A 23,348-nucleotide genomic window follows, 5' to 3' on the forward strand; every position below is an offset into this window, starting at 1 on the left:
GTTTTCAGATCCAGCTTTGGAGAGTCGGGAGACAACACGTACTCCCGACCCGCTTAACAGCGCTCGACTAGAAGCGGTAGCTCACCGAAGTACCGAAGCCGCTGGCACTGTTCTTGTACTTGGCACTGTACGCACCTCGGGTGGCCGAAGTGTCGTTGATCTGTACGCTTTCCTCCCACAGATAGGAATACGCGAGGTCGATCGTGACATTGTCCACGGGCGTCCAGCCGGCACCGAAGCTGACAACCTTACGGTCGCCCGTAGGAATGCGCGGCCCGCGATTGGTATTGTTGGTGGGTGACTGATCCACCGAAAACCCGCCACGCAGCACCCACTGGTCATTCAATTGATAGGCCGCCCCGATCGCGTGAGCCCACGTGTCATGCCAGTTCTGCTCTTCGCTGATCGTTCCCAATTGGCCGCTGAGTAATGGCGGCAAGCCGCTGTTCTCAATCGTCAGCTCCTTGAAGCGGCTCCAGCGCGTCCAGGTACTGCCCGCGTAGAGTGTCCAGTCGTTATTGAGTTGATGCGTCACCGAAAAGTCCACCGACTCCGGCGTGTCCACATCCAGCGATGCGTCGTAGCTACGGCCGCTGACACCCAGCACGCTGAAGATGCCATCGGTGACCTTGGTTTTGGCATCCAGGTGGTAACTGACTTTGGAGTGATACGTCAGGCCCAGGCGGGTCTGATCGGTCGCCTGCACCAGCACGCCGGCGTTGAAGCCCAGTGCGGTGTCATCGCCCGTGCTTTTGAGCTTGCCGTCATTACGCCCCGGACTTAGCGGGTTGGGCACCATGCCCGATATCTCTCCGCCGATACGGTTAATGGTCGGCCCGAATCCGATCGAGACTTTTTCGTTGAAGGCGTAGCTGATAGTGGGTTGGAAGGTCAGCGTGGTGACTTCACTCTTGTTGGCGTAATAGCGCCCGGCAAAACCACTGCCGTAGTCGGTGATCAACCCGAAAGGCACATAAAACCCGACGCCGAATGCCCAATGCTCGTCGATGGGTTTGACGTAATACCCCATCGGTACAGTGGTGGTGGGAACCATGTCGCCGTCTTCCTTCCCCCCAAACGTACTGCGTGTCTGGCTGATGTCAGACTTGGCGAACAGCGTCGCCGCCCCCACGCTGGCCTGCTCTCGTTTAAGCCGCGCCATACCCGCCGGATTACCGAAGACCGTACTGGCGTCTTCGGCAGATGAAGATCGACCGGCGAAACCGGAGCCCATCCCGCTGATGCTTTGTTCGTTGAGTGCAAAGCCACCGGCCAACACATTGGAGGACGCCAGCACGACGGCCAGGCCAACGGGACTCTTGAGCGTTATTTTTTTCATTGTCTGGACTCTATGGGTCGCTGAAAAAGAACATCGAAAACTGCAGCGAAGCCATATTATCCAAGTGACCATTTCAGTCAATGGTCACAAACAGCTAAATTGAATGCCCTCCCGGCACGAAGGTGCCGGGAACAGGAGACGAATGAGAGGGATGTCGGCTTGACTCGAATCAGCTGAATATTGGGTCAGCGCCGGGTCAAGGCATGAGGCTGCGCAAGATAAGGTTGGAGGTCAGCGTGGGCGCTACGTCAATAAAATCCAGATTGTGCTGCAGCAGCAACGGGTTGACGAAGGGACGCAGGGCCAGATGGATCGCTTCGACGGTCTCGTCCAGTGGGGTCTTGCGCTCGAACTCTCCAAGCTCTCGCCCTTCACGCACGATATCGAAGATAAAGCGCTTGATCTGTTCCTCATAAACCTGGGCACTGGGCCAGCGCTCCGACGCGGAAAATGCCGCGATGTCGTAGAGCTTGCGATCATTGAAGAACAGGTTCACACCCGTAGCAATCACGGTTTTCACCAGTCTGCGCAAACGCTCGGTCGGTGAAATCGCCTCTGCGTTAACCGCCAGTTCGACTGCTGCAACGATTTGCCCCAAACAGTTTGAGCAGATCGCTTCGCCGATCGCCTGTTTGGAATCAAAGAATTTATAGATGTACGCCTTGGAAAAACCGATGGCCCTGGCCAGATCGGAAACCGTGGTTTTACCGTAGCCATACTGGCTGAAATGCTCGTTGGCAGCCGCGACAATCTGATCGCGAATGTCATGATCGGCGGGGCCACGAGTGCTGGGCGCAGATGAAGTGATAGATGGCTGATTCATGAGAGCAGCTTACTCACCCTCTCGTGGGCTGACAACGTGTGACTGACACTGAATACAGTCACGCATCCTCGAACAAAACTACTTGTCCCCAGATACCCGGCCGAACGCTTGACGGGTTCTCGGGCTGCATATTCCTTGCGCCTTGACCGCCAAACGAGCTGTCGGCGCTCTCCGGGTTGTTGCTATCGGCAGATTCCGCTCCTTGGCTATGAAACGGCATTTTCCGAGGTCTCGGCGCCCCTCGAAAGCCAAGTTTCTGACGCCTGTTTAACGACCCTTTGCGCAGGTTTCTTCAAGCATAAAAAATTGGCACTTTTGCACAACAAGTTGACATCCAAAAGCATGCCATGGGCGGCCGATATCATTAGAGTATGCGCCCTTAAAAAGGAAAGGACTCTTGATGACTCAGTCACTCTCACGGCGCGTTGTGGCGATTACCGGCGCCCTGGGGAATCTCGGCGAGACCCTGGCGGACATGGCCGCGGCCCAGGGCGCAGATCTGGTGCTGATCGATCAGGCGACAATTGCGCTGCCCAGTTCGCACAATCGACTGGTCCTGTCTGGCGTGGATCTGGCCTCCCTTGCCGATTGCCAGGAGATCGCCCGGCAGATCAACCGCTATTTCGGCCGCCTCGATGCGCTGGTCAATGGCGCCGGCGGCTATGCGTGGGAGCCGTTGCTCGGCGGGACGATAGACGCCTGGGATCGGCTCTACACGCTGAATCTTCGAACCGCATTGAACGCCAGCAAAACCTTGCTGCCGTTACTGCTGCAGTCCTCGGCGGGGCGCATCGTCAATATCGGTGCGAGCATGGCGGCGAAGGCCGGGCTGGGCATGGGCGCCTACGCCGCGTCGAAATCCAGCGTGCTGCGCCTGACCGAAAGCCTGGCCGAAGAGCTCAAGGACATGAGCATCACCGTCAATGCCGTGCTGCCCAGCATTCTCGACACCCCGCAAAACCGTGAAGCCATGCCCGACGCCGAGCATCAGCGTTGGGTAACGCCGGCCCAGTTGGCGGCGGTCATTCTGTTTCTGATCTCGGAACAAGCTTCGGCGGTCACCGGCACCGGCATTCCGGTCATCGGGCGCATGTAGGGTCTATTGACGCCGCGCGCCTTGGCGACGTCGCTTTCTTCATCTTTCGGAAAAGCAAGATCACCGGATTACCGGACTTCCCCTCCCCCCATGCGACCCGCCACTTCCAGCGCTGCCTTCGTTAACCACGTCCTTGATGTCGCCGAACAACACGGCTGCGATGGCGAGTGGCTGTTGCACCAGACCGGACTGTCACGCGAGCAGTTGTCCGACTCCATCGTGCGCATCCCCATGAAGCAACTGCGTGCCCTGCTGGAACTGGCGGCGCGCAGCAGCAACCTGAGGCATTTCGGCCTGCTGGTCGGCGCCGCCGCGCGCCCAGGCACTTACGGTGTGTTGGGTTATGTACTGATGACCAGCGCGACGCTGGGTGACTCGCTGAACATGATTCTGCGTTTCGGCAAGATCGTTTACGACAGCCCGTCCAGCCAGACCCGGATCGTCATCGGCGACGGCCGCGTGACCCTCGAAGATCAGCGCACCAATGAACTGGAACCTTACTGCGCCCTGCACCAGGAAGCCTTGATGGTCGGCTGGGCCGCGTTCGGGCGCTGGTTGATCGCCAGCCACCCACCGCTGCTGGAAGTGCGAATGATGCATGCCGCGATCGGCGAACCGGCACTGTACGAGCGCTTTTTTGGCTGTCCGGTGCAGTTCGAGGCCGGCAGCAATGCGCTGGTGTTTGCCGAGTCGGCACTCGCGACGCGAATCCAGGGCGCCGACCCGCGCATGCATCGCAGCATGCTGCTGGAAGCCGACTGGCAGTTGTGTCTGTCGTACCCGGCATTTTCGGTGACCGACCGATTGCGCGCCCTGCTCACCGAACAGTTGCCGACCGGCGATTTCAGCCTGAAAAGCCTGGCCCGGCAATTGGCGATTTCGCCGCGCACCTTGCAGCGCAAACTCGCGGCTGAAGGGGAAAACTTCAATCAGGTGCTGGAAACCATGCGCATGGAACTGGCCGACCATTACCTGCGTCGCACCGATACCAGCATCATGAACATCGCCCTGATGCTGGGTTACTCGCAGGCCAGTTCTTTCAGCCATTCCTTCCGCCAGGCACGCGGGATCTCACCGGTGGATTACCGCAAATTGCTGCGGGCCAGATAGGCCGGTCATGGCTTCAACTGCAACAACGACTCGCCCTTGTTCACGACATAGGTCGCCAGTTCGACGCCCTTGTCGCTGCCGACGTTTTTCGCCACATGGGCAACGCCTGCCGGGATGAACAGCGAATCCCCGGCCTTTAGGGTCACCGCTGGCCGGCCCTCGAGCTGGTATTCCAGGGTTCCGCTGATCACGTACGCCACCTCGACACCCGGATGTGCATGCCGTGGCGCAGTCACCCCCGGTTCGAAATCGATACGCGCCTGTATCACTTCGCGATCCGCCGCGCCCAGGTCCTGACGGATCAGGTCGGTACGGCTTAGGCCTTGCTGCCAGCTCATGGCCTGAGCGTCCGCGGCCTGCGCCAGGCCGGTGAATGAAACCAGTGCGGCCACGGTGGCCAGAATCAGTGTGCGTTGCATGGGAGTGCCCTCTCGACAGTCGTGGTGTGAAGGCCACGACTGTGCGTGCGGCGTGTAGCGGCGATGTGTCAGGAGGTGGGCGTTTAGTCTCGGCGTGTGTCGCACGCACGGCTGGATACACAGCCGTACAAAGCAACGCCGCCACCGGGTCGGCTGTGTATCACAGTGTGTACAGACGCCTCAGCGATACATGTGCTTGAGTCAAAGCGCTTTTTCGACATGGGCCAGATACGTCCCGGCGCTCAAATGCCTGCACGGGTTGCAGAACCTCCCCCCACAAAGGCTTGCCAAGGAGACATCACCATGAAGATCGTTGAGAAGAACCGCAAAACCGCTAAAGCCCCTAGACATTCGATCCTGGCCCTCGCACTGTTTGGCGCGGCTGCAGTCGCTCAGATACAGACGGCCACCGCCGCACAACCTGAATCCAGTGACCAGGCCATCACCTACTCCGCGCCCTCGCCGTTCGGCCCACTCAAGCACGTGAAGGCCGGATTGTTGGACGTGGCGTACGCCGAAACCGGCCCTGCGCAAGGTCCGGTGGTGATTCTGCTGCACGGCTGGCCTTACGACATTCACAGTTATGACGCGGTGGCGCCGTTGCTCGCCGCCAAGGGCTATCGGGTGTTGATGCCGTATGCCCGGGGTTATGGCGACACGCATTTCCTCTCGGAAAAAACCCTGCGCAACGGCCAACCCGCAGCGCTGGCCAGCGACGTGATCGACTTCATGGATGCCCTGAACATCAAGCAGGCTGTGCTCGGCGGCTACGACTGGGGCGCACGCTCGGCAGACATCGTCTCTGCCCTGTGGCCGGAGCGGGTCAAGGCGCTGGTGTCGGTCAGCGGCTACCTGATCGGCAATCAGGCCGCCGGCCAGACCCCGTTACCACCCAAGGCCGAGTTGCAGTGGTGGTATCAGTTCTACTTCGCCACCGAGCGTGGCCGCGAGGGCTACCGGAAAAACACCCACGACTTCGCCAAATTGATCTGGCAGCTCGCCTCGCCGAAGTGGGCGTTCGATGACGCCACGTTCGAGCGCAGCGCCAAGGCCCTGGAAAACCCCGATCACGTCGAGATCACCGTGTTCAACTACCGCTGGCGTCTGGGCCTGGTGCAAGGCGAAGCGCAGTACGCGGCGCTTGAGCAGAAACTCGCCGGCGCACCGTCGATCAACGTGCCGACCATCACCCTTGAGGGCGACGCCAACGGCGCACCGCACCCGGCGCCCGAGGATTACGCCAAGCGTTTCACCGGCAAGTATCAGTTCCGGCTGATCAACGGTGGCATCGGCCACAACCTGCCGCAGGAAAATCCACAGGCGTTCGCTCAGGCGGTGATCGACGCCGACCACCTCTGAAGCCACCGGCAGACAATGGCTCGGGCTATTTGACCAGGCGTTTTTCCTTGGACGGTCGATAGCCGAAAAACGCGCTGTAGCATTTGCTGAAGTGGCTCGGCGAGACAAAACCGCAGGCCACCAGCACTTCCATCTGCGACAGCTCGGTGTGCTGCAACAGACGCCGGGCTTCGGTGATGCGCAGTTCCAGGTAATAACGCTGCGGTGTGGTGCCCAGTTGCTCCTTGAACAGACGCTCCAGTTGCCGCCGCGAGCGGCCGGCGTACACCGCCAGTTGCTCCAGCTCCAGCGGTTCTTCGAGGTTGGCGTCCATCAGTTTGACCACCTCGCGCAACGGCGCGCTGACGCAGAGGTTTTCGTCCGGCTTGATCCGCCGATAGCGCGATTCCTCGAACGCCAGAATGTCCTCGATGCCTTCGACCAGCGCCTTGCCGTGCAGGCTCTTGATCCAGTCCAGCGCCATGTGGAAAGCCCCGGACGGACTGGACGCCGTGAGCCGGTCGCGATCGATCACATAAGGTTCGCTGCTGACCTGAGTGGACTTGGCAATCTCCGTGAGCGCGGGACGGTGTTCCGGGTGAATCGCGCAACGATAACCATCGAGCAAGCCGGCGCGCCCGAGAAACCACGCCCCGTTCCACAAACCGGCCAGACTCACCCCGCGCTCCGCGGCCCCGCGCAGCAGACTGATCAACTCCTCGCTCGCCTTCAGTTCCGTCCGGTAACCGCCACACACCACCAGCAAATCCAGTTCGGCGAGGCTGGCCGGATCAATCCGTGCATCGGGGCGAATGACCAGGCCCAGATCGCTGATCACTTCCTCCTCACCCAAGCCGAACGTGCGCGAGGCAAACAGCCCGGCGCGCAACAGGTTGGCGGTGATGATGGTGTCCAGCGCCTGGGTGAAGGCCGGTAATGAAAAGTGTTCCAGCAGCAGGAAACCGGTGCGGGTGAGGCGCGAATCTGCAGATTGTTCATTCAGATAGCGGAGGTTTTTGCCCTTCATGCCTCCGCTGAATTGACGTCGTTCGATCAAGGTCTGGCCCATCGGTCATGTTGTTATCCGCCGATAGTTGGCGCGATGGGCCAAAGAGTCAATCACGCTTGCGGCTGATCACTCACCTCGGCGAGCAATGACCGGCGCATGTTGCGCCATCAACTCGACGATCCAGTCGATGAACACCCGCAGTTTCAGGCTGACATGCCGGTTCGGCGGGTACGCCACGTAGAGCGGCATCGGCTCCAGTTGCCAGTCCTCGAACAGCGGCACCAACTCGCCCCGAGCCTGATGTGAGTCCGACATGTATTTGGGCAACCACAGCACGCCCATGCCGGCCAGCCCTGCCGCGAGATAGGCATTGCCGTCATCGACTGCCAGCACGTGGCGCCCCTTGATCTGCAGGTGTTCGCCGCCCCTGTGCAAGGTGTAAGGCACCGGTTTGCCGGTACGCGCCCAGATAAAACCGACCACCCGATGATCGGAATCTTCCAGCTCCTGCGGGTGCACAGGCGTGCCGACGCGGGCCAGATAACTCGGCGCAGCGAATACCCCGAGCTGCAGATCGGCCACCCGCCGGGCCATCAGCGACTGATCCAGCAACTCTCCGCCGCGCACCACGCAATCGACGTTCTCATCGATGATATCGACGATGCGATCGCTGACGCCCATGTCGATCTGAATGTCCGGATAGCGCTGGTGAAAATCCGGCAACGCCGGCATCAGAATCAGCCTCGCCAGCGGACTCGGCACATCCACCCGCAAGCGCCCCCGGGGTAACGCCGAGGCGCCGGACAAGCCCGTCTCGGCATCGTCCAGATCGGCCAGCAAGCGAATTACCCGCTCGTAGTAAATCGCGCCATCGGCGGTGACGTTGACCTTGCGTGTGGTGCGATTGAGCAACTTGACCCGCAGCCGGGCTTCCAGTTGCTGGACGAGTTGGGTCACGGTGGTCTTGCTCATGTGCAAGGTCTCGGCGGCTTTGGTGAAGCTACCCGCCTCGACCACCCGGGCGAACGCCTGCATTGCATCGAAACGGTCCACTTTTCGACCTCCGATTGTTTGGAATCTGCAAACAGTGAACGCCAAGGTTGCGCGTTTATCGGCGCTGCGCAAGCCCCTACAGTCGCTCCATCGTCAACACTCAAACAATGATGGAGACACAGCCATGACCCAACGTGATGCCGTTTTCCCACCCGCCCGCCATGCCCTGTACGAGCGCCATCGCTACTCGCCGGCGATTCGCTCCAACGGTTTCCTGTTCGTCTCGGGGCAAGTCGGCAGCCTTGAAGACGGCTCACCCGAGCCGGACCTGCAGAGTCAGGTGCGCCTGGCCTTCAACAACCTGAATGCAATCCTCGATGCCGCCGGTTGCAGCTTCGATGATGCGGTGGACGTGACCGTGTTCATGGTCGATCCGCAAGCGACGTTCGAAACCATCTGGGAAGTGGTGCCGGAGTTCTGGGGCCAGGCGCCCTATCCGACGATTACCGCGGTGGGCGTGACCTGGCTGGCGGGCTTTCGCTTCGAGATCAAGGTGATCGCCAGATTGCCGGAAAACACCTGATCGTAACCTGGGGTAAAACATCGCAAGAGACCACCGCTGGCCTTTAACTGCCCGGCTGCGTATAACCTCGCCGTTTCGTCTAACCTGATTGAGCGCACGGGCGCGACACCTCGCCCCGTGGCGCTTAGAATGCGACGCTCATGAAACGGAGATTTCCATGCTCAAACGCACCCTCGCACTGACCGCTGGCCTGGCCCTGTCTTTTTCCGCTCTGGTGACGCACGCCGCCGATGTGCTGCGGGTCAGCGCGATTCCCGATGAAGCACCGACCGAGTTGCTGCGCAAGTTCGAACCGCTGGGGGCTTATCTGGAGCAACAGCTGGGCATGAAAGTGCAGTTCGTGCCGGTGGCCGACTATCCGGCGGTGGTCGAGGCACTGGCGACCGATCGCCTCGACATGGCCTGGCTGGGCGGTTTCACCTTTGTTCAGGCGCAGTTGAAGACTCAGGGCGAAGGCAAGACCCCGGTGATCCCGCTGGTGCAGCGCGAGCAGGATGCGCAGTTCACCAGCAAGTTCATCACCGCCGACCCGAACGTGAAGAGCCTGGCCGACCTCAAGGGCAAGACCTTTGCCTTCGGCTCGGTGTCGTCCACGTCCGGCAGCCTGATGCCGCGTTACTTCATGCTGAAAAACGACAACATCAAACCTGAAGCCTATTTCAGTCGTGTCGCCTATTCCGGCGCCCATGACGCCACCGTCGCCTGGGTCCAGGCCGGCAAAGTCGATGCCGGTGTGCTGAACGCCAGCGTCTGGCAGAAACTGGTGGACGCCGGCAAGGTCGACACCAGCAAGGTTCATGTGTTCGCCACCACCCCGGCCTACTTCGATTACAACTGGACCGTACGCGGCACCCTCGACCCGGCGCTGGCAGCGAAGATCAAAAAAGCCTTCCTCGACCTCGACCCGGCCAACCCTGAGCAGAAGAAGATTCTTGATCTGCAGGCGGCCAGCCGTTTCATCGACACCAAGCCCGAGAACTACAAGGGCATCGAGGAAGCTGCTCGCGCCGCCGATCTGTTGAAATGACCCTGAGCCTCACACAAGGCCGCCTGCACCACACCAACGGGGTCGATGCGCTACGCGGCGTCGACCTGCAGATTGGTGCCGGTGAACAGGTGGCGATCATCGGTCCGTCCGGGGCCGGCAAGTCGAGCCTGTTGAACCTGCTGGCCACGGCTATACGCCCCAGCAGCGGCGATATCGAGGTGCTGGGCGAACGCCCCTGGCACCTCTCCGCCCACCAGCGCCAACGCCTGCGCGCGCGTATCGGTCTGGTCCATCAGGCACCACCGCTGCCGCCGCGCCAACGCGTGGTAACGGCGGTGCTGGCCGGCAAGCTCGGGCAATGGAGCCTGGGCAAGAGCCTGTTGAATCTGCTGCATCCGCTGGACATTCCCGGTGCCCGCGCGGCACTCGCACGACTGGATCTGGGCGACAAACTGTTCGCCCACTGTCAGCAACTGTCCGGCGGTCAATTGCAGCGCGTGGGCATTGCCCGGGTGCTGTATCAGGCGCCGGAGATTCTGCTGGCGGACGAACCCGTTTCTGCGATGGACCCGGTACTGGCCGGGCACACCCTGTCGATCCTCTCGCAGCATGCCCGGGCGCATCGCGTGACGCTGGTGGCGAGCCTGCACGCGGTGGAATTGGCGCTGGCGCATTTCCCGCGCATCATCGGTTTGCGCGACGGCCAGATCCTCTTCGACAGCCCTGCCGAACAGGTCAGCCGCGACATGCTCGACACGCTGTACGCCAACGAACAACTGCAAAGCCCGACGACACCGAGTGCGCCACTGATCGTGCAGATTCCGCGATGCTGAGGGCCGATTCACGAGACCCGGCTAGCGCGCCGCGACTGCTGCTGACCTTGTTGGCGATCGCCTTGCTGTGGCCGGGCATTCAGCTCAGCGAACTGGATTTGGGCGTGCTGCTGCACAGCGACAGCCAGACGGAAATGGGCCGCTTCATCGCCGGCTTCTGGCCACCGGCCCACGACGCCGATTTTCTCCAGCTGCTGCTTAAAGCCACCCTGCAAACCCTGGCCATTGCCACCGCCGGTATGGCCTTGGCTTTGCTGCTGGCGGTGCCGACCAGCCTGATTGCCAGTCGCGCGCTGTCGCTGTCGGCGGCGTCGCGCGGCGGCATTCCGAGCCGGGTCGGGCGCTTGTTGCGCTGGCCGGTGCGCGGGCTGCTGATCTTCCTGCGCAGCGTGCCGGAAATCGTCTGGGCGCTACTGTTCGTGCGCGCTGTGGGCCTCGGCCCGGCAGCGGGTGTGCTGGCGATCGCCATCACCTACAGCGGCATGCTCGGCAAGGTCTACGCGGAAATTTTCGAGTCCACCGACCAGCGTCCGGCGCATGCCCTGATGCAGGCTGGCAGCGGACGGCTCGCAGGTTTTGCCTACGGGATTGTGCCGAATGTCGCGGCGGAGCTGCTGTCGTACACGGTCTATCGCTGGGAGTGCGCGATTCGTGCGTCGGTGGTGATGGGGTTTGTCGGGGCTGGAGGTCTCGGGCAGCAGATCGACCTGTCGCTGCGCATGTTCGCCAGCGGTGAAGTGGCGAGCATGTTGCTGACCTTCCTGATCCTGGTGCTCGGCGCCGATCAACTCAGCCGCCTGCTGCGCTGGAGGCTGACATGAACCGCCTGATCAATCTGTTGCTGATCGTCGGTATCGGCGTCGCCGTCATCGCCTCGTTCGGCTATCTGCAACTCGACCTGAGTGACCTGGGCAGCAGCGCCAGCCTCAAGCAGATGGGCGCCTACGCGCAGCGCTTTCTCAGCCCGGACCTGAGCGCCACACACCTGCAAGCGATTGCCAAAGGCGCAATGGAAACCCTCGCCATGTCGGCCCTCGGCACCCTGCTCGCGGCGGTGTTCGGCATTGTGCTCGCGCTACCGGCCGCCGGGCGTTTCGGCTGGCCGCTGCAAAGCGCCTCGCGGTTGTTGCTCAACGGTCTGCGGGCGATTCCGGAGCTGGTGTGGGCGGCGCTGATGGTGCTCGCCGCCGGCCTCGGCCCGAATGCCGGCACCCTGGCGCTGTCCCTGCACACCACCGGCGTGCTCGGCCGATTGTTCGCCGAAGCGCTGGAAAACACCCCACCCGAGCCTGCCGAAGCGATCCGTTTGCAGGGCGGCAATCCGGTTCTGGCGTTCTGCTACGGCACCCTGCCCAACCTCGCCCCGCAGTTACTCGCCTATTGCCTGTACCGCTGGGAAAACAACATCCGCATGGCCAGCGTGCTGGGCTTCGTCGGCGCCGGTGGACTGGGGCAGATGCTGTATGTCAGCCTGAGCCTGTTTCAGGAGGCGCAGGCGAGCACGGTGATTCTGGCGATGCTGATTCTGGTGTTGGGCGTGGATTCGCTGAGTGCATGGAGTCGGCAGCGATGGGTCAAGGCCTGACGAGAAGCCTCATTGCCCCGTCGCTAACCGATACTGGCGCGGGGTAAATCCGGTCGAGGCCTTGAACTGCCGAGTAAACGCGCTGTGGTCGGTATAACCGCACTGCAGCGCCACCTCGGTGATCGGCAAGTCGCCGTGCAACAGCCGGTGCGCATGCTCAAGACGCACTTTCTGGATCATCTGCCGCGGCGTCAGGTGGAACACCCGTTTGCAGTAACGCTCCAGTTGCGCCACTGAAATCCCGGCGATGCGCGTCAGTTCGCCGAGGCTGACGCGACGATTGAAGTTCGCCCGAATGTATTCATCCACCGCCGCCAGACGCTGATAGGCCGGATGGGTTTCGCTGGCGGTTTGCAGATCAACGGAGATTCCCGCCAGGCCGATGATCCGATTGTTGCGGTCGTACAACGGACGCTTGTGAGTCAGGCACCAGCCCGGTTCGCGGCTGCCGTACAGATGCAGTTCCAGCTGATCCTCCAGCACCCACCCCTCCTCCAGCACCCGTCGATCCTGCTCGGTGTAGCCCGGGCCCAATTGCGCCGGAAACACTTCGGCGCTGGTCTTGCCGAGCAACGGGCGCAGGTCTTTCAAACCACAGCGCTGCACCAGCGTACGGTTGGCCATGACGTAGCGCGCCTGCAGGTCCTTGATGAAGATCGCCGCGTTGGGAATCACGTCCAGCATCGGTAGCAGCAGCGCCATGCCCGCCAGCAGATCGTCAAGCGTCTGCGGCCGGCTCGCCTCGTTGTGTTGGCTCAGGATTGCAAACGCGTTCTGCGGCATACCTCTGACTCCCACTCGGTTTTGTCACTTGCACGCAGATTGCCCCAAGGCTGACAGCCTGTCGAGCCGGGGCTTTGATGTGGGTCATTATGCTGATTTCGTCATCGCTGCCGGCAAAAAACATCAATCGCGCCGCGCTTGATGAGTTCACTGTAGCGCCACTGCACGCCCCTCCAACAACCAACAAGAAGGCGACGCTATGACAGGCCAAGGCAAGTTCAAGAAACAACTTTCATTGATAGACCTCACGTTCATCGGACTGGGGGCGATCTTCGGTTCGGGCTGGTTGTTCGCCGCCAGTCACGTGTCCGCCATCGCAGGTCCCGCGGGGATTTTTTCCTGGCTGCTCGGCGGGTTCGCCGTGTTGCTGCTGGGCATTGTCTACTGCGAACTGGGTGCCGCGCTGCCCCGTGCCGGCGGTGTGGTGCGCTACCCGGTTTACTCCCACGGGCCGCTGCTCGGCTACCTGATGGGTTTCATCACACTGATCGCGTTTTCCAGTCTGGTGGCGATCGAAGTGGTCGCCTCACGGCAGTACGCGGCGGCGTGGTTTCCCGAACTGACCAAGGCCGGTTCCAGTGACCCGACCGTACTCGGCTGGTTCGTGCAATTGGGTCTGTTGTGCCTGTTTTTCCTGCTCAATTACCGCAGTGTGAAAACCTTCGCCATGGCCAACAACCTGGTCAGCGTGTTCAAGTTCATCGTGCCGTTGCTGGTGATCGGCGTGCTGTTTACCTTCTTCAAACCGGCCAACTTCGACGTGCATGGCTTTGCGCCGTTCGGCCTGTCCGGCATCGAAATGGCGGTGTCGGCCGGCGGTGTGATCTTCGCTTATCTGGGCCTGACGCCGATCATTTCGGTGGCCAGTGAAGTGAAGAATCCGCAACGCACGATTCCGATTGCGCTGATTCTGTCGGTGCTGCTCTCCACTGCTATCTACGTGCTGCTGCAAACCGCGTTCCTCGGCGGCATCCCGACCGAAATGCTCGCCAATGGCTGGGCGGGCGTTGCCAAGGAACTGGCCCTGCCGTATCGCGATATCGCCCTGGCACTCGGCGTCGGCTGGCTGGCGTATCTGGTGGTGGCCGATGCAGTGATCTCGCCCAGCGGCTGCGGCAACATCTACATGAACGCCACCCCACGGGTGATCTACGGCTGGGCGCAAACCGGGACCTTCTTCAAGATCTTCACCCGCATCGATGAGAAGTCCGGCATCCCGCGTCCGGCGCTGTGGCTGACCTTTGGCCTGTCGGTGTTCTGGACCCTGCCGTTCCCGTCGTGGGAAGCGCTGATCAACGTGGTTTCCGCCGCGCTGGTATTGAGCTACGCCGTGGCCCCGGTGACGGTTGCCGCATTGCGCCGCAACGCGCCGGACATGCCGCGCCCGTTCCGGGTCAAGGGCATGAACGTGCTCGGGCCGCTGTCGTTCATTATCGCTGCGCTGATCGTCTACTGGTCGGGCTGGGGCACCGTTTCATGGCTGCTCGGCCTGCAAATCCTGATGTTTGTCATCTACCTGTTGTGTGGCCGCCTGGTGCCGACCGCGCACCTCAACCTCGGCCAGCAAGTGCGCTCCTCGGCGTGGCTGATCGGCTTCTACGCGGTGACCATCGTCCTCTCCAAGCTCGGCAGCTTCGGCGGTATCGGTGTGCTCAGCCATCCGTTCGACACGGTGATCGTCGCGGTCTGCGCACTGGGCATCTACTACTGGGGCGCCGCCACCGGCGTACCGGCGCACCTGATTCGCCTGGAAACCGAGGACGACGAAAGCGAAGCCGCCGAATCCTCCGCCAGCACCGCCACCGGTCAACGCCCGGCTCACGCCTGACTTTCACGCAAGGGACGAGTTCATGAAACGAATACACATCATCGATTCCCACACCGGCGGTGAGCCTACGCGTCTGGTGATGCAAGGCTTCCCCGAGGTGCATGGCAACAGCATGGCCGAGAAGCGCGACAGCCTGCGCACCCACCACGATCAATGGCGCCGCGCCTGCCTGCTGGAGCCGCGTGGCAACGACGTACTGGTCGGCGCGCTGTACTGCGAGCCGGTCTCGCCGGATGCGACCTGCGGGGTGATTTTCTTCAACAATGCCGGCTACCTCGGCATGTGCGGCCACGGCACCATCGGCCTGATCAACTCGCTGCATCACCTGGGCCGTATCGAACCGGGCGTACACAAGATCGACACCCCGGTCGGCCCGGTCAGCGCCACTTTGCACGAGGACGGCACCGTGACCCTGCGCAACGTGCCCGCCTACCGCCATCGCAAACAGGTGCCGGTGGAAGTGCCGGGCTTCGGTCGCGTGTTCGGCGACATCGCCTGGGGTGGCAACTGGTTTTTCCTCGTCTCCGAGCACGGCCAGGACCTGCAGATGAGCAACGTCGAAGCCCTGACCGATTACACCTGGGCGATGCTCAAGGCCCTGCAAGCCCAAGGCATCCACGGCGAGGATGGCGCCCTGATCGATCACGTCGAACTGTTTGCCGACGACGACCAGGCCGACAGCCGCAACTTCGTCATGTGCCCGGGCAAGGCCTACGACCGCTCGCCGTGCGGCACCGGCACCAGCGCCAAACTGGCCTGCCTGGCCGCCGACGGCAAACTCGCCGAAGGTCAGGTCTGGGTCCAGGCCAGCATCACCGGCAGCCAGTTCGAAGGCCGCTTCGAATGGGAAGGCGAGCGCGTGCGCCCGTTCATCACCGGCCGCGCCTACATGACCGCCGACGCCACCCTGCTAATTGACGAACAAGACCCTTTCGCCTGGGGCATCTGACCTGCCCCGCTTTTTAACCGATCTGAATGAATGTCCCGAGGAGCTACAACAATGAGCGATAACATCTTCACTGGCTGCATTCCGGCCCTGATGACCCCGTGCACCGCCGCACGCAAACCTGACTTCGACGCCCTGGTCGCCAAGGGCCGCGAGCTGATCGATATCGGCATGAGCGCCGTGGTTTACTGCGGTTCGATGGGCGACTGGCCGCTGCTGACCGAGGCCGAACGTCAGGAAGGCGTGGCGCGTCTGGTGGCGGCTGGCGTACCGACCATCGTCGGCACCGGCGCGGTCAACAGCCGTGAAGCGGTGGCCCACGCGGCCCACGCTGCGAAAGTCGGCGCCCACGGCCTGATGGTGATTCCACGCGTGCTGTCCCGTGGCGCTTCAGCGACCGCGCAAAAGGCCCACTTCGCCGCCATTCTCCAAGCCGCACCGAACCTGCCGGCGGTGATCTACAACAGCCCTTACTACGGCTTCGCCACCCGCGCCGATCTGTTCTTCGAACTGCGTCGCGAATACCCGAACCTGATCGGCTTCAAGGAATTCGGTGGTGGCGCTGACTTGCGCTATGCCGCCGAAAACATCACCTCACAGGACGATGCCGTGACCCTGATGGTCGGCGTCGATACGCAAGTGGTGCACGGTTTCGTCAACTGCAACGCCACCGGCGCCATCACCGGCATCGGAAACGCCCTGCCCCGCGAAGTCCTGCAACTGGTGGCGCTGAGCAAGCAAGCGGCCAAGGGTGACGCCAAGGCCCGGCGCCAGGCCCGCGAACTGGAAGCGGCGCTGGCAGTGTTGTCGTCGTTCGATGAAGGCTGCGATCTGGTGCTGTATTACAAGCACCTGATGGTCCTCAACGGCGACCGCGAATACGCCCTGCACTTCAACGAAACCGATGCCCTGAGCGACGCTCAGCGCCGCTACGCCGAGACCCAGTACGCGCTGTTCCGCCAGTGGTACAAAAACTGGTCCGCCGAACAGAACCTCGCCTGACCGCTGTCCCTGCCCCGGTATCACATACCGGGGCTTCACTTGAATTATCAGGAAGCGCCATGACTCTGACAGGCCACATGCTGATCGGCGGCCAAGCCATCGCCGGCAGCCGTGAAGCGATCTTCGCGATCAACCCCGCCACCGATGCCGTGCTGGAACCGGCCTACGCCGGCGGCAGCGCTGAGCATGTCGAACAGGCCTGCGCCCTGGCGTGGCAAGCGTTTGATCGTTATCGCGAGACGTCCCTGAGTGCTCGCGCCGAATTTCTCGAAACCATTGCCGACGAGATTGAAGCCCTCGGCGATGAGCTGATTGAGCGTGCGGTGGCCGAAAGCGGCCTGCCGCGTGCACGTATTCAAGGCGAACGCGGGCGCACCTGCGGGCAACTGCGCACCTTCGCCCGTACCGTACGCGCTGGTGAATGGCTGGACGTGCGGGTCGATCAGTCGCAACCACAACGCCAGCCGCTGCCGCGTTCGGATTTGCGCCAGCGGCAGATCGCGCTGGGACCGGTGGCGGTGTTTGGCGCCAGCAACTTTCCCTTGGCGTTCTCCGTCGCCGGTGGTGACACCGCTTCGGCACTGGCCGCCGGTTGCCCGGTGATCGTCAAGGCGCACAGCGCGCATCCCGGCACCAGTGAACTGGTGGGCCGAGCGCTGACCCGGGCGGTGAAAAAATCCGGTTTGCCGGAAGGCGTGTTCTCGCTGCTGTTCGGTTCCGGCAACGAAGTCGGCATCGCGTTGGTCAGCGATTGGCGCATCAAGGCCGTGGGCTTCACCGGTTCGCGCAGTGGCGGTCTCGCCCTGAGCAAAGCGGCGCAGGCGCGGCCCGAGCCGATTCCGGTGTACGCGGAAATGAGCTCGATCAATCCGCTGCTGCTGTTCCCGGCGGCCCTTGCGGCGCGGGGCGAAGCGCTGGCGCAGGGCTTCGTCGCCTCGCTGACCCAAGGCGCCGGGCAGTTCTGCACCAATCCCGGATTGGTCATTGCTCGCCAAGGGACGGCGCTGGACAGTTTCATCGCGGCGGCCGCTGAGCATGTCCAGCGCAGCCCGGCGCAGACCATGCTCACACCGGGCATTTTCCGCGCCTACGCAAGCGCTGTCGGCGCGCTGGCCGAACACCCGCAAGCGCAGCGCGTGGCCAGCGGTCTCCCGGCCGAAGGGCCGAACCCGTGTCAGGCGCAGTTGTTCGTCACCCGGGCGCAGGACTTCCTCGCCGACGCACGTCTGCAAGGTGAAATCTTCGGCGCGGCGTCGCTGATCGTACAGTGCGCCAACGACGATGAAATCCGTCAGGTTTGCGAGCATCTTGAAGGCCAGTTGACCGCCACCTTGCACCTGGATGACGCCGATCTGGACCGCGCCCGGGCCTTGTTGCCGACACTGGAGCGCAAGGCCGGACGCCTGCTGGTCAACGGCTGGCCGACCGGGGTCGAAGTGTGTGATGCGATGGTGCATGGCGGGCCGTTTCCGGCCACTTCGGACTCGCGCAGCACCTCGGTGGGCACGGCGGCGATCCAGCGTTTTCTGCGCCCGGTGTGCTATCAGGACTTCCCCGACAGTCTGCTGCCGTCAGCGTTGCAAAAAGCCAATCCGCTGCACCTGCGGCGCTTGCTCGACGGTCAGAGGGAAGCCTGAACCATGCCCGACAACCTCACAGCGGACAACGCCGACATCGCGGTGATCGGCGCCGGCATCATCGGCGTCGCCTGCGCCCTGCAACTGGCGCGTCAGGGCCGGCGGGTGGTGGTCATCGACCGTCAGCCGCCGGGCCATGGCGCCTCGTTCGGCAACGCCGGGCATCTGGCCACCGAGCAGGTGTTTCCGATTGCCGACGCATCGATCCTCAAGCGCCTGCCGGCGATGCTGATGGACCCGATGGGCCCGCTGCGCCTCGACTGGAAATACATGCCGCGCGCCGTGCCGTGGTTCACCCGTTTGTTGCTGAACCTGCGCCCGGCGCCGTTCCAACGCACCATCGCCGGGCTGCGTGCACTCAACGAAAGCAGCTTCGCCGCCTGGAATCGCTTGCTGCAGAGCATCGACCAGACGGGTCTGCTCAAAGAGGACGGCTCGCTGCTGGTGTTCGAGCGCGCCGAATCGCGGCAAGCCATCGAAGCCCTGCAGGCGCGCATGCGCCAGCAACAGGTGCCGGTGGATTTCTGGTCGGCCAGTACCGTGCAGAACAGCGCGCCGCAACTCAGCGCGCAGATTCAGGGCGGCTTGTTTTTCCCGCGCACCGGGCACTTTCTCGACCCGTATCGAGTGGTGTGTGAACTGGTGAGCGCCGCCAAAGCGGCCGGCGTGCAGTTTCTCGAGCAAGAGGTGCTGGGCGGCCAGTTGCAGGAACATGGTGTGTCGCTGATCACCCATCAGGGCCGCTTCACCGCGCGCCAGGTGCTGATCGCCTGTGGCGCGCACTCGGCAAAACTCACGGCTGCACTGACCGGCAAACAAGTACCGCTGGACACCGAACGCGGCTATCACCTGATGCTGCCGCATGAGCACGAGCGGCTGCCATTCGCGGTCACCTCGCTGGAGCGCAAGTTCATCATGACGCCGATGGCCGGCGGCTTGCGCCTGGCCGGCACCGTCGAGTTCGCAGGTCTGGAGCACCCGCCGTTCATGGAACGCGCCTGGCAGTTACACCGCTTGAGCAAGGGCCTGTTCCGCCGCGACTTGAATGCTGAAGACGCGACGCCATGGATGGGCTTTCGCCCGTCGCTGCCGGACTCGCTGCCGATCATCGACAAGGTCTGCGACGGCAAGGTGCTGCTCGCGTTCGGGCATCAGCATTTGGGGCTGACGCAGGCGGCGATTACGGCGGAACTGGTCGCGCAACTGGTCTCGCCGGGAACACATTCCGGCTTGCCGGCACTGGCGGCCTATCGACTGGCTCGCTTCTGAGATATCGATGAACCGTTTTTGGTTTCATAATGAGCGCCGATCTTAGCCCTGCGCACATGGAACCGACTATGACCTCATCAATGGAAACTCAGACACCCGAGCCGCAAGCCATCTGCAACCCGATCACCAGCGCCGCGATCTTCATCGTCGCCACGCTGATGCCCGGTAGCGACGCCGCCAGCCAGGTGCGCGGCTGGTGCGGCGACATCGCCGCCCTCACCCGTTCGGTCGGCAAGCGTGTGCCCAACGGCAACCTGTCGTGTGTCTGCGGATTCAGCGCCAATGCCTGGGACGCCCTGTTCGGCAGCCCACGCCCGGTGTCGCTGCATCCGTTCCGTGAGTTTGGCGTCGAGGGGCGCCGTGCGGTGGCGACCCCGGGGGACATCCTGCTGCACATCCGTGCCGACCAGATGGACCTGTGTTTCGAACTGGCGACGCAGTTGTGCAGCGCACTTAATGGCGCGATCACGGTGGTGGATGAGGTACAGGGTTTCCGCTACTTCGACATGCGCAGCATCATCGGTTTCGTCGATGGCACCGAGAACCCGGTGGGGCGCAAGGCGGACCATTTCACCCTGATCGGCAACGAGGACCCGGCGTTCGAATCCGGCAGCTATGTGCTGGTGCAGAAGTACCTGCACAAGATGGATGCGTGGAATGCGCTGAGCGTCGAGGCTCAGGAAAAGGTGATCGGTCGTACCAAGCTGGCCGACATCGAACTGGGTGAAGAGGTGAAACCGAGCAACTCCCACAGCGCCCTGACAACCATTACCAAGGACGGCCAGGAGCAGAAGATACTGCGCGACAACATGCCGTTCGGCCGCCCAGGCGCCGGCGAATTCGGCACCTATTTCATCGGTTACGCGCGCTCGCCGGAACCGATCGAGCAGATGCTGGAGAACATGTTTGTCGGCAACCCCGTCGGCAACTATGACCGGTTGCTGGACTTCAGCACGGCGGTCACCGGGGGTCTGTTCTTTGTGCCGTCAGCCGACCTGCTCGAAGCGCTGGCGGATCGCGAGCCGGAGCAGGCGTGACACCGTAGCGCCACGCCCGCCCGTCACTCAGTGTGGCGCGCGCGGGATGGTTTTCAGCAGGTCTTCCGGGCTGATGTGGCCGACCACACTGCCCGGTTGCGGCATGTTGAGGATGTGGCCTTTCATCTTGCCAATGATGTGCATCTCGCACGGCTTGCAGTCGAACTTCAGGGTCAGCACTTCGTCGCCGTGAATCAGCTGCATCGGCGCGACCTTGGTGCGCACACCGGTCACGCCCTTGGCCTGTTTCGGGCACAGGTTGAACGAGAAACGCAGGCAGTGCTTGGTGATCATCACCGGCACTTCACCAGCCTCTTCGTGGGCCTCGTACGCCGCATCGATCAGCTTCACGCCGTGACGGTGATAGAAGTCGCGCGCCTTCTGGTTGTAGACGTTGGCCAGGAACGACAGGTGCGACTCCGGGTACACCGGCGGCGGCGTGGTTTCGGCCTTGCGGCTGCCACGCGGGTGCGCCGCGACACGGGCGGCAGTCAGGGCTTCGATCACTTCACGGCGCAAGGCCTTGAGCTGCGAGTTCGGGATGAAGAACGCCTGCGGTGCATCCAGTTTCACGTCGATGGCGTGGTACTGGGTGGTGCCGAGCTGACCGAGCAGATCCTGCAGTTGCTCAAGCGCCTGCTCCGGCTTGTTGGCGACACCGAACGGACCGTTCAGGGTCACGCTGGCACTGATACCCTCTTCACTGGTGGCGGTCACTTCCAGTTGCTCTTCACGCAGACGCGCCACCCAGCTCAGGGCCACGCGGCGCTCGGCGGAAGTCTTCTGCAGCGCCTGTTGCCAGTTGTGGTCGAGGTTACGGTTCAGCGGATGATTCGGGCGCAGCTTGTACAGGCCTTCCGGCATCTCGTTCGGCTCGACGCGGTAGCGATAGCGCTTCTCGCCATCCTCTTCGAACTCGCCCTTCGGTTCGGCGATGTTGGCGCGAAAACCCACCACTTCACGCTTGACCAGCACGTTCAGGCCATCGCCGTTGGACAGCGGCTCCTGGGTCACGACCTGCATGTCACGCTTGCCGACTTTCTCGACCGTGCCCACTGGCAGACCGGTGAAGGTCGGCGAGTCGAACGCGCCGATGTCGATCTTGCGATCGGTGACGAAGTAGTCGGTGCTGCCACGGTGGAAGGTCTTTTCCGGGTCCGGCAGGAAGAAGTGCGCGGTGCGGCCGCTGGAGGCGCGAGCCAGGTCCGGGCGGTCTTCGAGCACGTCATCGAGGCGCTGGCGGTAATAGGCGGTGATGTTCTTCACATAGCCCATGTCCTTGTAGCGACCTTCGATCTTGAACGAGCGCACACCGGCCTCGACCAGCGCGCGGATGTTGGCGCTCTGGTTGTTGTCCTTCATCGACAGCAGGTGTTTTTCGTAGGCGATCACCCCACCCTTTTCGTCTTTCAGGGTGTACGGCAAGCGGCACGCCTGGGAGCAGTCACCACGGTTGGCGCTACGGCCGGTCTGCGCGTGGGAGATGTTGCACTGCCCGGAGAACGCCACGCACAGGGCGCCGTGAATGAAGAACTCGATGGCGGCATCGGTTTCGTCGGCAATGGCGCGGATTTCTTTCAGGTTCAGCTCACGGGCCAGCACCAGTTGCGAGAAACCGGCCTGATCGAGGAACTTCGCCCGCTCCAGCGTGCGGATGTCGGTCTGGGTACTGGCATGCAGCTCGATCGGCGGGATATCCAGTTCCATCACGCCCAGATCCTGGACGATCAGCGCGTCGACACCGGCGTCGTACAACTGGTGGATCAGCTTGCGCGCCGGCTCCAGTTCGTTGTCGTGCAGGATGGTGTTGATGGTGGTGAAAATGCGCGCGTGATAACGGCGGGCAAACTCCACCAGCTCGGCAATTTCGCTCACCTCGTTGCAGGCGTTATGGCGCGCGCCGAAGCTCGGGCCACCTATGTACACGGCGTCGGCGCCGTGCAGGATGGCTTCACGGGCAATGGCCACGTCACGGGCGGGGCTGAGCAGTTCCAGGTGATGCTTGGGCAAGGACATAGTTTTTTTAGTCAGGCTGTCACGGTTAAGGCACGCATTGTAGCTGCGAAACGCCCGGCCGGCACGCCTGTGCTGCCAAGTGGCAACTCAATCCGCCTCTGTAGGAGCTGCAGCACGCTGCGATCTTTTGACTTTGATTTTCAAGATCAAAAGATCGCAGCCTCGTTGCACTCGACAGCTCCTACAGAGAGATGCGGCATTACATCAGGCCTTGGCGGCCATCGCGGTGACTTCCACACGCATGCCTTCAACCGCCAGCGATGCCACGCCCACAGCGGCGCGAACCGGCCATGGCTTGGCGAAGAAGCGCTTGTAGACTTCGTTGAACGCCGCGCGGTCAGCCATGTCGGTGAGATAGATAGTCAGGTGCATGACCCGATCCATCGAACTGCCCGCCCGCTCCAGCGCCACTTTCAGCGCTTGCAAGGTGCATTCGCTTTGCAGGGTGATGTCGCCCAGCTCCAGGCTGCCGTCGGCGCGAGTCGGGATCTGGGTCGAAACCAGAATGCCGTTGAAACCGACAACGTCGGAGGAAATCGAATCCACATCCGGATCAGGGGTGAAGCTGAGGTCTTGATTAGCCATGTAAGTCTCTTGTCTGGAGAGAGTGAGGGTCGCCGGCGAACAACCTGCCGGGACTTTTCGCGGGGGAGTTTACAACAGTCCCCCGCTCCGGCTCAGGCAACCGTCGCGGCCAGACACAAATCGCACGCA

Annotated in this window: 22 protein-coding genes; 14 read left to right on the top strand and 8 right to left on the bottom strand. The window is 62.4% G+C overall.

The annotated features are described in order from the left end of the window. Positions 1 to 67: 67 nt before the first annotated feature. Complete coding sequence (locus tag NN484_RS23210) at positions 68 to 1,339, bottom strand: OmpP1/FadL family transporter (RefSeq protein WP_127646821.1); 1,272 nt, start codon at positions 1,337 to 1,339, stop codon at positions 68 to 70. 196 nt (positions 1,340 to 1,535) lie between these two features. Then, positions 1,536 to 2,162, bottom strand: a complete 627-nt coding sequence (locus tag NN484_RS23215) for a TetR/AcrR family transcriptional regulator (RefSeq protein ID WP_127646819.1) — start codon at positions 2,160 to 2,162, stop codon at positions 1,536 to 1,538. Positions 2,163 to 2,562: 400 nt separating this feature from the next. Between NN484_RS23215 and NN484_RS23220 the strand changes: the two genes are divergently transcribed. Both NN484_RS23220 and NN484_RS23225 read left to right on the top strand, forming a co-directional pair. Next, positions 2,563 to 3,258 carry an SDR family NAD(P)-dependent oxidoreductase gene (locus NN484_RS23220; RefSeq protein ID WP_127646817.1) on the top strand — a complete coding sequence of 232 codons (696 nt, stop codon included), beginning with the start codon at positions 2,563 to 2,565 and terminating at the stop codon, positions 3,256 to 3,258. 90 nt (positions 3,259 to 3,348) lie between these two features. Continuing rightward, positions 3,349 to 4,368, top strand: a complete 1,020-nt coding sequence (locus NN484_RS23225; RefSeq protein WP_274658008.1) for an AraC family transcriptional regulator — start codon at positions 3,349 to 3,351, stop codon at positions 4,366 to 4,368. 5 nt (positions 4,369 to 4,373) lie between these two features. Here NN484_RS23225 and NN484_RS23230 read toward each other — a convergent pair whose 3' ends face one another. Beyond that, positions 4,374 to 4,787 (bottom strand): cupin domain-containing protein, encoded by a 414-nt coding sequence (locus NN484_RS23230; RefSeq protein ID WP_127646813.1) that lies wholly within the window; start codon positions 4,785 to 4,787, stop codon positions 4,374 to 4,376. Positions 4,788 to 5,090: 303 nt separating this feature from the next. Between NN484_RS23230 and NN484_RS23235 the strand changes: the two genes are divergently transcribed. Then, positions 5,091 to 6,146 (top strand): alpha/beta fold hydrolase, encoded by a 1,056-nt coding sequence (locus tag NN484_RS23235; RefSeq protein WP_274658009.1) that lies wholly within the window; start codon positions 5,091 to 5,093, stop codon positions 6,144 to 6,146. A gap of 25 nt (positions 6,147 to 6,171) precedes the next feature. Here NN484_RS23235 and NN484_RS23240 read toward each other — a convergent pair whose 3' ends face one another. Together NN484_RS23240 and NN484_RS23245 are read right to left on the bottom strand one after the other, a co-directional pair. Continuing rightward, the gene (locus tag NN484_RS23240) at positions 6,172 to 7,194 is read right to left on the bottom strand and encodes a GlxA family transcriptional regulator (protein ID WP_274658010.1); all 1,023 of its coding nucleotides are present in this window, start codon (positions 7,192 to 7,194) and stop codon (positions 6,172 to 6,174) included. 66 nt (positions 7,195 to 7,260) lie between these two features. Continuing rightward, positions 7,261 to 8,187: a LysR family transcriptional regulator gene (locus NN484_RS23245; RefSeq protein WP_215500333.1), complete on the bottom strand. Its 927-nt coding sequence runs from the start codon at positions 8,185 to 8,187 to the stop codon at positions 7,261 to 7,263. 124 nt (positions 8,188 to 8,311) lie between these two features. Here NN484_RS23245 and NN484_RS23250 point away from each other — a divergent pair, with 124 nt between their 5' ends. The 5 genes from NN484_RS23250 (at position 8,312) to phnE (ending at position 12,116) form a co-directional block, all read left to right on the top strand. Next, positions 8,312 to 8,710 (top strand): RidA family protein, encoded by a 399-nt coding sequence (locus NN484_RS23250; RefSeq protein WP_127646805.1) that lies wholly within the window; start codon positions 8,312 to 8,314, stop codon positions 8,708 to 8,710. Between the two features lie 157 nt (positions 8,711 to 8,867). After that, positions 8,868 to 9,737, top strand: a complete 870-nt coding sequence (locus NN484_RS23255; RefSeq protein WP_127646803.1) for a putative selenate ABC transporter substrate-binding protein — start codon at positions 8,868 to 8,870, stop codon at positions 9,735 to 9,737. Beyond that, on the top strand, positions 9,734 to 10,531 hold the full coding sequence (locus tag NN484_RS23260) for a phosphonate ABC transporter ATP-binding protein (protein WP_274658011.1): 798 nt from the start codon (positions 9,734 to 9,736) through the stop codon (positions 10,529 to 10,531). Before NN484_RS23255 ends, NN484_RS23260 begins: the two co-directional genes overlap by 4 nt. Continuing rightward, a complete protein-coding gene (locus tag NN484_RS23265; protein ID WP_215500336.1) occupies positions 10,525 to 11,352 on the top strand; it encodes a PhnE/PtxC family ABC transporter permease in 828 nt (275 codons plus the stop codon). Before NN484_RS23260 ends, NN484_RS23265 begins: the two co-directional genes overlap by 7 nt. After that, entirely contained in the window at positions 11,349 to 12,116 is a 768-nt protein-coding gene (gene phnE, locus NN484_RS23270) for a phosphonate ABC transporter, permease protein PhnE (RefSeq protein ID WP_274658012.1), read from the top strand. The genes NN484_RS23265 and phnE overlap by 4 nt, the downstream gene beginning before the upstream one ends. Positions 12,117 to 12,125: 9 nt before the next feature. Here phnE and NN484_RS23275 read toward each other — a convergent pair whose 3' ends face one another. Next, positions 12,126 to 12,899 (bottom strand): AraC family transcriptional regulator, encoded by a 774-nt coding sequence (locus NN484_RS23275; protein WP_127646795.1) that lies wholly within the window; start codon positions 12,897 to 12,899, stop codon positions 12,126 to 12,128. A gap of 199 nt (positions 12,900 to 13,098) precedes the next feature. On the opposite strand from NN484_RS23275, the gene NN484_RS23280 reads away from it, so the two are divergent. From NN484_RS23280 to NN484_RS23305, 6 genes are all read left to right on the top strand, one after another. Next, the gene (locus NN484_RS23280) at positions 13,099 to 14,727 is read left to right on the top strand and encodes an APC family permease (protein WP_274658013.1); all 1,629 of its coding nucleotides are present in this window, start codon (positions 13,099 to 13,101) and stop codon (positions 14,725 to 14,727) included. 22 nt (positions 14,728 to 14,749) lie between these two features. Further along, a complete protein-coding gene (locus NN484_RS23285) occupies positions 14,750 to 15,676 on the top strand; it encodes a 4-hydroxyproline epimerase (RefSeq protein ID WP_274658014.1) in 927 nt (308 codons plus the stop codon). 51 nt (positions 15,677 to 15,727) lie between these two features. After that, the gene (locus NN484_RS23290) at positions 15,728 to 16,675 is read left to right on the top strand and encodes a dihydrodipicolinate synthase family protein (protein WP_127646789.1); all 948 of its coding nucleotides are present in this window, start codon (positions 15,728 to 15,730) and stop codon (positions 16,673 to 16,675) included. A gap of 59 nt (positions 16,676 to 16,734) precedes the next feature. Beyond that, complete coding sequence (locus NN484_RS23295) at positions 16,735 to 18,312, top strand: aldehyde dehydrogenase (NADP(+)) (RefSeq protein ID WP_274658015.1); 1,578 nt, start codon at positions 16,735 to 16,737, stop codon at positions 18,310 to 18,312. Positions 18,313 to 18,315: 3 nt separating this feature from the next. Next, positions 18,316 to 19,581: an FAD-dependent oxidoreductase gene (locus NN484_RS23300; protein ID WP_274658016.1), complete on the top strand. Its 1,266-nt coding sequence runs from the start codon at positions 18,316 to 18,318 to the stop codon at positions 19,579 to 19,581. Positions 19,582 to 19,649: 68 nt separating this feature from the next. Continuing rightward, the gene (locus NN484_RS23305) at positions 19,650 to 20,618 is read left to right on the top strand and encodes a Dyp-type peroxidase (RefSeq protein WP_274658017.1); all 969 of its coding nucleotides are present in this window, start codon (positions 19,650 to 19,652) and stop codon (positions 20,616 to 20,618) included. Between the two features lie 27 nt (positions 20,619 to 20,645). On the opposite strand, the gene NN484_RS23310 is transcribed toward NN484_RS23305, so the two are convergent. Together NN484_RS23310 and NN484_RS23315 are read right to left on the bottom strand one after the other, a co-directional pair. Beyond that, positions 20,646 to 22,634 carry a peptidase U32 family protein gene (locus NN484_RS23310; RefSeq protein ID WP_215500346.1) on the bottom strand — a complete coding sequence of 663 codons (1,989 nt, stop codon included), beginning with the start codon at positions 22,632 to 22,634 and terminating at the stop codon, positions 20,646 to 20,648. A 204-nt stretch (positions 22,635 to 22,838) separates the two neighbouring features. Further along, positions 22,839 to 23,219: a RidA family protein gene (locus NN484_RS23315; protein WP_127646776.1), complete on the bottom strand. Its 381-nt coding sequence runs from the start codon at positions 23,217 to 23,219 to the stop codon at positions 22,839 to 22,841. Positions 23,220 to 23,348 lie beyond the last annotated feature (129 nt).

Source organism: Pseudomonas serboccidentalis (genome assembly GCF_028830055.1).
Lineage (GTDB): Bacteria > Pseudomonadota > Gammaproteobacteria > Pseudomonadales > Pseudomonadaceae > Aquipseudomonas > Aquipseudomonas serboccidentalis.

Excerpts from the sequence above, each read along its gene's own strand:
- NN484_RS23255 (WP_127646803.1), top strand. The coding sequence starts at position 8,868 with ATGCTCAAACGCACCCTCGCACTGACCGCTGGCCTGGCCCTGTCTTTT.
- NN484_RS23225 (WP_274658008.1), top strand. The coding sequence starts at position 3,349 with ATGCGACCCGCCACTTCCAGCGCTGCCTTCGTTAACCACGTCCTTGAT.
- NN484_RS23260 (WP_274658011.1), top strand. The coding sequence starts at position 9,734 with ATGACCCTGAGCCTCACACAAGGCCGCCTGCACCACACCAACGGGGTC.
- NN484_RS23210 (WP_127646821.1), bottom strand. The coding sequence starts at position 1,339 with ATGAAAAAAATAACGCTCAAGAGTCCCGTTGGCCTGGCCGTCGTGCTG.
- NN484_RS23235 (WP_274658009.1), top strand. The coding sequence starts at position 5,091 with ATGAAGATCGTTGAGAAGAACCGCAAAACCGCTAAAGCCCCTAGACAT.
- NN484_RS23295 (WP_274658015.1), top strand. The coding sequence starts at position 16,735 with ATGACTCTGACAGGCCACATGCTGATCGGCGGCCAAGCCATCGCCGGC.
- NN484_RS23285 (WP_274658014.1), top strand. The coding sequence starts at position 14,750 with ATGAAACGAATACACATCATCGATTCCCACACCGGCGGTGAGCCTACG.
- NN484_RS23215 (WP_127646819.1), bottom strand. The coding sequence starts at position 2,162 with ATGAATCAGCCATCTATCACTTCATCTGCGCCCAGCACTCGTGGCCCC.
- NN484_RS23240 (WP_274658010.1), bottom strand. The coding sequence starts at position 7,194 with ATGGGCCAGACCTTGATCGAACGACGTCAATTCAGCGGAGGCATGAAG.
- NN484_RS23315 (WP_127646776.1), bottom strand. The coding sequence starts at position 23,219 with ATGGCTAATCAAGACCTCAGCTTCACCCCTGATCCGGATGTGGATTCG.
- NN484_RS23220 (WP_127646817.1), top strand. The coding sequence starts at position 2,563 with ATGACTCAGTCACTCTCACGGCGCGTTGTGGCGATTACCGGCGCCCTG.
- NN484_RS23265 (WP_215500336.1), top strand. The coding sequence starts at position 10,525 with ATGCTGAGGGCCGATTCACGAGACCCGGCTAGCGCGCCGCGACTGCTG.
- NN484_RS23230 (WP_127646813.1), bottom strand. The coding sequence starts at position 4,787 with ATGCAACGCACACTGATTCTGGCCACCGTGGCCGCACTGGTTTCATTC.
- NN484_RS23310 (WP_215500346.1), bottom strand. The coding sequence starts at position 22,634 with ATGTCCTTGCCCAAGCATCACCTGGAACTGCTCAGCCCCGCCCGTGAC.
- NN484_RS23300 (WP_274658016.1), top strand. The coding sequence starts at position 18,316 with ATGCCCGACAACCTCACAGCGGACAACGCCGACATCGCGGTGATCGGC.
- NN484_RS23290 (WP_127646789.1), top strand. The coding sequence starts at position 15,728 with ATGAGCGATAACATCTTCACTGGCTGCATTCCGGCCCTGATGACCCCG.
- NN484_RS23275 (WP_127646795.1), bottom strand. The coding sequence starts at position 12,899 with ATGCCGCAGAACGCGTTTGCAATCCTGAGCCAACACAACGAGGCGAGC.
- NN484_RS23280 (WP_274658013.1), top strand. The coding sequence starts at position 13,099 with ATGACAGGCCAAGGCAAGTTCAAGAAACAACTTTCATTGATAGACCTC.
- NN484_RS23250 (WP_127646805.1), top strand. The coding sequence starts at position 8,312 with ATGACCCAACGTGATGCCGTTTTCCCACCCGCCCGCCATGCCCTGTAC.
- NN484_RS23305 (WP_274658017.1), top strand. The coding sequence starts at position 19,650 with ATGACCTCATCAATGGAAACTCAGACACCCGAGCCGCAAGCCATCTGC.
- phnE (WP_274658012.1), top strand. The coding sequence starts at position 11,349 with ATGAACCGCCTGATCAATCTGTTGCTGATCGTCGGTATCGGCGTCGCC.